This is a genomic window from Oerskovia enterophila, assembly GCF_001692445.1.
GTDB lineage: Bacteria > Actinomycetota > Actinomycetes > Actinomycetales > Cellulomonadaceae > Oerskovia > Oerskovia enterophila.
In genome coordinates this window covers 87,792-93,922 of the sequence record NZ_MAQA01000010.1, presented here as the reverse complement: position 1 = coordinate 93,922, position 6,131 = coordinate 87,792, and the positions used below count along the sequence as shown (strand labels likewise).

The 6,131-nt window shown below is 70.8% G+C and carries 8 protein-coding genes; all 8 read left to right on the top strand.

What is annotated here, in order from left to right; translation table 11 throughout:
* Positions 1–316 precede the first annotated feature (316 nt).
* The 8 genes from OERS_RS06210 (at position 317) to OERS_RS06175 (ending at position 6,021) form a co-directional block, all read left to right on the top strand.
* A complete protein-coding gene (locus tag OERS_RS06210; RefSeq protein ID WP_068625134.1) occupies positions 317–1,561 on the top strand; it encodes a CpaF family protein in 1,245 nt (414 codons plus the stop codon).
* A gap of 1 nt (position 1,562) precedes the next feature.
* Complete coding sequence (locus OERS_RS06205) at positions 1,563–2,423, top strand: type II secretion system F family protein (protein WP_068625147.1); 861 nt, start codon at positions 1,563–1,565, stop codon at positions 2,421–2,423.
* Positions 2,420–3,370: a type II secretion system F family protein gene (locus OERS_RS06200; RefSeq protein ID WP_231907806.1), complete on the top strand. Its 951-nt coding sequence runs from the start codon at positions 2,420–2,422 to the stop codon at positions 3,368–3,370. Before OERS_RS06205 ends, OERS_RS06200 begins: the two co-directional genes overlap by 4 nt.
* 179 nt (positions 3,371–3,549) lie before the next feature.
* Positions 3,550–3,738 carry a hypothetical protein gene (locus OERS_RS06195; protein ID WP_068625145.1) on the top strand — a complete coding sequence of 63 codons (189 nt, stop codon included), beginning with the start codon at positions 3,550–3,552 and terminating at the stop codon, positions 3,736–3,738.
* Position 3,739: 1 nt separating this feature from the next.
* Positions 3,740–4,144, top strand: coding sequence for a TadE/TadG family type IV pilus assembly protein (locus OERS_RS06190; protein ID WP_068625133.1), 405 nt, complete (start codon positions 3,740–3,742; stop codon positions 4,142–4,144).
* A gap of 95 nt (positions 4,145–4,239) precedes the next feature.
* Complete coding sequence (locus tag OERS_RS06185) at positions 4,240–4,707, top strand: pilus assembly protein TadE (RefSeq protein ID WP_068625144.1); 468 nt, start codon at positions 4,240–4,242, stop codon at positions 4,705–4,707.
* A gap of 65 nt (positions 4,708–4,772) precedes the next feature.
* Positions 4,773–5,198, top strand: a complete 426-nt coding sequence (locus OERS_RS06180) for a hypothetical protein (protein WP_068625132.1) — start codon at positions 4,773–4,775, stop codon at positions 5,196–5,198.
* A 172-nt stretch (positions 5,199–5,370) separates the two neighbouring features.
* Entirely contained in the window at positions 5,371–6,021 is a 651-nt protein-coding gene (locus tag OERS_RS06175) for a hypothetical protein (protein ID WP_139107718.1), read from the top strand.
* Positions 6,022–6,131 lie beyond the last annotated feature (110 nt).

Sequence of the window (6,131 nt, the reverse complement as noted above, 5' to 3'; positions counted from 1 at the left end):
GGCCACGACCCTAAGCCGGGCGGGGTCGGGTGGGCGCTGAGGGCGTCGCCCGGCGGGGTCGTCGCCACCAGGTCGAACGTGGCTGGACGCTCGAACGAGCGCGACCGGGCCCGGAGCGAACGTGACGGTGACCACATCCCGGACAGTGCTGAGTGCTCCCAGGCGCGGAATGCTGCCGATCCTGACCCGTCGTCCACAGGGCGCGTGCGCGCCCCGGGCGTTGTGCCCTAGTGTCGGCGCTCAGCCGCTCCGCGACACCGGGGCCGCTGGCTGCGCGGGGGGCGTGCAGGGGGACGCAAGGGGGCGTGACGACGACGTGAGCACCAGCGGTGTGACGATCCTCGAGACCGAGGTGCGCGAGCTGATCCGTCGGCGGGGAGTGGACCCGGTGCGGGACAAGGACGGGATCGACCGCCTCGTCGCGGACGCCCTGGCCGACTACGACTCTCGGACCGCTCTCGGGGTCGTGCCACCGCTCGCCGACGCGCAGGGCGCGGTGCGTGCGGTCCTCGACGCGGTCGCGGGGCTCGGTCCGCTCCAGAGGTACCTCGACGACCCGGAGGTCGAGGAGATATGGATCAACTCGCCCGCCAAGGTGTTCGTCGCCCGGGGCGGCAGCGCCGAGCTCACCTCGACCATCCTGACCTCGACGCAGGTCCGCGACCTCGTCGAGCAGATGCTCAAGTCCTCCGGCCGGCGCCTCGACCTCTCGAGCCCGTTCGTCGACGCCGCGCTGCCCGGCGGGGAGAGGCTCCACGTGGTGATCCCGGACGTGACCCGCGAGCACTTCGCGGTGAACATCCGCAAGCACGTCGTGCGGGCCTCGCACCTGGACCACCTGGTGCGTCTAGGTTCCCTGACCCCGCACGCGGCGGCGTTCCTGCACGCCTCGGTCCGGGCCGGTCTCAACGTCCTCGTCGCCGGGGCGACCCAGGCGGGCAAGACGACCATGCTCAACGCTCTCGCCGGATCGATCCCGTCCCAGGACCGGGTCGTCACGTGCGAGGAGGTGTTCGAGCTGCGGTTCGCGGTGCGAGACATCGTCTCGATGCAGTGCCGCCAGCCCAGCCTCGAGGGGACGGGCGAGATCCCGCTGCGGCGGCTCGTCAAGGAGGCGCTGCGCATGCGCCCGGACCGCATCGTGATCGGGGAGGTACGCGAGGCCGAGAGCTTCGACCTGCTGATCGCTCTGAACGCGGGTGTGCCCGGGATGTGCACGATCCACGCGAACTCGGCCCGGGAAGCGATCTCCAAGATGTGCACCCTGCCGCTCCTGGCCGGGGAGAACGTGTCGGACCGCTTCGTCGTCCCGACGGTCGCGAGCGCCGTGGACGTGGTCGTGCACCTCGGGGTGACGGCGGACGGCCGGCGCGAGGTCCGCGAGATCGTCGGGGTGACGGGGCGCGTGGAGCAGGGGGTCGTCGAGGTCTCGGACCTGTTCCACCGGTCCGGCGGCCGACTGGTGCGCGGTGACGGGTTCCCGCCGGCCGAGGACCGCTTCGCGCGGGCGGGTGTCGACCTCGCGGAGCTGATGTCGCCTCGTGCCGGGGGGCAGGGCTGACATGGGGGTCGTGGTCGGTCTGTTGCTGGGCGCGGGGCTCGTCTGCCTGTGGTCGTCCTGGTGGGAGCCGCGCCCTCGCGCGCCGCGGGAGGCGGACGGCTGGTCCGTCCGTACCCAGGACGCCCTGGTGCAGGCGGGGCTTCCGGGTGTCTCGCCTCGAGCGCTCGCCGCCGGGAGCGTGGGGGTCGGGCTCTTCGTGCTCGTCGTCGGGCTCGCCCTGACGCGTGCTCTGCCGATCGCCGCGTGCTTCGCACTGTTCGCTGCTCTGGCACCGGTCGCCGTGGTGCGTTCGCGGGCCCGACGTCGAAGGACGAGCCTGCGGGACGTGTGGCCAGAGGCCGTCGACCACCTGGCGTCGGGTGTGCGTGCGGGCCTCTCGCTCCCGGAGGCCGTGGGGCAGCTCGGAGAGCGCGGTCCTGTCGAGCTGAGGGAGCCGTTCGCACAGTTCGCCCAGGACTTTCGGGCCTCCGGCCGGTTCGGCGACTGTCTTGACGCGCTCAAGATGCGGCTCGCAGACCCGGTCGCGGACCGGATCGTCGAAGCGCTGCGCATGACCAGGGAGGTCGGTGGGACCGACCTCGGGAGGCTCTTGCGTACGCTCGCCCTCTTCCTGCGCGAGGATGCGAGGACACGTGGCGAGCTCGAGGCGCGGCAGTCGTGGACGGTCAGCGGCGCTCGGCTCGCGGTGGCCGGTCCCTGGGTCGTCCTCGCCCTGCTGGCGACCCGGCCCGAGACCGCGCAGGCCTACAACTCCATGCAGGGGGTCGCGGTCCTCGGGGGAGGCGCGGTGTGCTCGCTCGTGGCCTACCAGCTGATGCGAAGGATCGGTCGCCTGCCCGAGGAAGCGCGGGTGCTGCGGTGAGCGGGACGGACGGTTCTGGGCTCCTGTGGTCCGGGGCGACGGCCGGCGCCCTGTTCGGGTGGGGGGTCCTGGTGATCGCCTCCCGGCTCAGGGCGCGGCGGGTCCGGCTCGACGAGCGGGTCGGTCCGTACCTGAGGCTCCACGGCGCGACCTCGGGACTGCTGGCGGAGACGTCGTCGGCGAGCAGGCTCCACACTGTCGACCGTGTCCTCGGGCTGAGGATCGCGGCGGCGGGCCGGATGCTGGAACGCTTCGGCTCCTCACGGTCCGAGGTGCGCCGTCGTCTCGACCGGGCCGGCTCGCAGGAGAGCGTGGACCAGTTCCGGGCCCGTCAGGTCGTCTGGGGGGCCGTGGGCCTCGCCGGGGGACTGGTCGTTGCACTCCTCCTCGCGGCCACGCGGGGGTCCTCGGTCGTCGTGCTCCTCCTGCTGGTGCTCCTCTGCGGGGTCGGCGGGCTGTTGTCGTGCGACCAGATGCTCTCGCGCCGGATCGCTCGGCGCGAGGAGCGGATGCTCAGCGAGTTCCCGACGGTCGCCGAGCTGCTCGCCCTGTCGGTCGGAGCCGGAGAAGGGCCGGTAGCGGCGATGGAGAGGGTCGCCACCAGTGCGCACGGCGAGCTCTCCGTCGAGCTCGCAGCCACGCTGTCGGCCGTCCGGTCCGGGGTTCCCCTGGCCCGCGCGCTCGAGGACCTCGCCGACCGGACGACGCTCGCGAGCCTGACCCGGTTCGCCGAGGGGGTGGCGGTGGCCGTCGAGCGAGGAACGCCCTTGGCGGAGGTTCTCCGAGCCCAGGCCCAGGACGTGCGCGAGGCGGGAAGGCGAGGACTCATGGAGTCCGGCGGGCGCAAGGAGGTCCTCATGATGATCCCGGTGGTGTTCCTCATCCTTCCGGTGACGGTCGTCTTCGCGGTCTATCCGTCGATCGTGACACTGCAGATCGGCCTCTGAGCGTGGGGGCCGGAGGTGCGAGCACTTCGGCAGGGCACTGCCTCGGGTGCGCTGTGGCGTGCGGTCGGTCGTCGGGCGGGCCTCGGCCTTTGATGGGCAACCGACATGAACATTCGTCCTGGACGCCTGTCCAGGTCAGGATCCGAGAAGAGAACGACCAAGGAGCAGCGGTGGAGCAGCTGGTGAAGGACTGGACGAGCAGGCTGGTGCGACGTGCCTCGCACGGTGGGACCGAGCGGGGTGATGTCCCGGGATGGGTCCTGGTCACGCTCATGACGGCAGGGCTCGTCATCGCGCTCTGGGCCGTGGCGGGGCCCGCGCTGACCACCACCTTCAGCGATGCGATCAGCAGCGTGAGTGGTCCCTGAGATGGGCCGGGACGCCGACCGGGGGGCGGCGCGAGGAGCGGAGGACGGATCTGCCGTCGTCGACTTCGTGCTGGTGTCGGTCCTCGTCGTCGTGCTCCTCCTCGGCGTCGTGCAGGTGGTGCTCGTGCTCCACGTGCGCGCCGTCGTGATCGACAGCGCGGCGGAGGGCGCGCGCCTTGCGGGGCGGGCGGACCGTACGCCGGCGGACGGTGTCGAACGCACGCAGCAGCTGATCGATGCCGCGCTCTCGGAGCGGTTCGCCCAGGACGTGACGGCGCGCGAGGTCGAGCTGGAGGGCCTGCCGGTCGTGGAAGTGACCGTGACGGCCCCGTTCCCGGTGGTCGGTCTTCTCGGTCCGGCCGGGACGTTGACGGTGAGCGGCCACGCACTGTCGGAGGAACCGTGAGATCCCGGGCGCGCCCGGTCCACGAGAGGTACCCGCGCGGGGGCGTGAAGGTCGTCGATGGGGGTGCCCGCCGACGGTCGGATCATGTCGACCGGGTGAATTTTCGTCGTCGCTCGGTCGCCCGGGCGTTCGGCGACGCAGGGAACGCGCAGGTCGAGTTCCTCGGTGCGGCACTTGTCCTGATTCTCCCGGTCCTGTACCTGGCACTGACTCTCGGCCGGATCCAGGCGGCGACCTTTGCGGTCGAGGGCGCGGCGAAGGAGTCCGCCCGTGCGTTCGTGACAGCGGACTCGGTGGCCGAGGGGCAGGTACGGGCGGGGGTAGCCACCTCGTTGGCGCTCTCCGACCAGGGTTTCGATGACGTACGACCCTCGGACGTCCTCGGGCTCTCCTGTTCCAGCGACCCCTGCCTCGCTCCGGGAAGCGAGGTCGTGACGGTCGTGCGATACGACGTCGGGCTGCCCTTCGTCCCCTCGGGGATCGGGTCATGGGTACCGCTGTCCATCCCGGTACAGGCCGTGCACACCTCGCCGGTGGACACGTACGCGGGGGCTCGGTCGTGAGGCGCTCCCGGGGCATCCCTGGACGAGGGCATGCGCACGAGCGAGACGGCGAGGGCGGCCAGATCATGCTTCTCACCAGCATGTTCGTCGCGTTCGCGCTCGTCCTGGTGGCCGTGGTCGTCTCCGCGACGGCGGTCCACCTGGACCGCAAGCGGCTGTTCGACCTGGCCGACGTCTCGGCTCTCGACGCCGCCGACGCGATGCCCGCCGAGACCGTCTACCAGGGAGGTCTGGCGGACCCGGTCGAGGGGGCAGTCCTGGTCCTGAGCGACGCGGACGTCGAGTCGTCCGTCCGGTCGTTCCTCGTCGCCCACCCGGCCATGCTGACAGGGCTGGACGACGTCTCGATCATCGAAGCCTCCGCGCCCGACGGGCGCACGGCGACCGTCCGCCTGGCGGCACGGTCGCGCCCGGTTCTCGTCAGCTGGGTGACGCAGCTCTGGTCTGATGGCATCATCGTGCGTGCAGAGTCCAGTGCGCGAGCTTGGTGATCGACCCTCCCCTCCCGAAAAAGGTGTCGGGCGAGTGAACATGATTGAGTTAGCGCTAACACGATCGTTAACTTTCTTAACGAAAGGTGCGACTTTTGACTGGGGGCTGCCAAAACCGCCGGTTCGCCGCTATGGTGATCCGGTCCGACACCCTCCAACGACGGAGACTTACATGAATGCACGTGCAAGGAAGCAGTGGATCGCTGGCGGAGCGCTCAGCGCGATGCTGCTCGGGACCATCGCGATGGCGTCGTCGGCCGCGGCCGACGTGAACCAGGACGAGGACGTTCAGATCCAGGTCTCGGTCACCCCGGTCGGAGCGCTCACGCTCACGGTCGCCAACCCGTCCGTCACGCTGAACGAGTCCACCAGCGACGACATCTGGGCAGCGGGCAACCGTGAGTTCACGGGCACCCTCGACGGCGTCAGCGTCTCCGACGACCGCAACGACGTGGGTGCCGACGCGGCCTGGAACGTCAGCGGCCAGGTGAGCAACTTCGTGGCAGCCGGCCTGCCGGAGATCGACTCCGCCAACCTCGGCTGGGTCCCCGAGCTGACCAACCCGATCCCCGGCGACTTTAACGTCACCCCGGGCCAGCCGATCGCCGGTGAGCTCCAGGAGGTGCCGGACACCGAGGGGCCCGGTGGCGACTGGCTCACGGGTGGTGTCCAGGTCGGCGACCTCCTGGTCTCGTCCGGTTCGTCCGCCGAGGCCAACGGCCAGACGTTCGGCGTCAAGGCCGGGCTCAACCTGACCGTGCCGAAGAGCACCCCCTCCGGTGCGTACGCGTCGACGCTGACGCTGACGCTCATGGAGAGCTGACCGCTTCACGCGATCAGTGTCACGGACGGTGACGACACAGGGCCGGCGGATCTCCGTCGGCCCTGTACCGTCTCCGGAGCAGGTAGACCGTTCGAGGATGATCGGAAGTC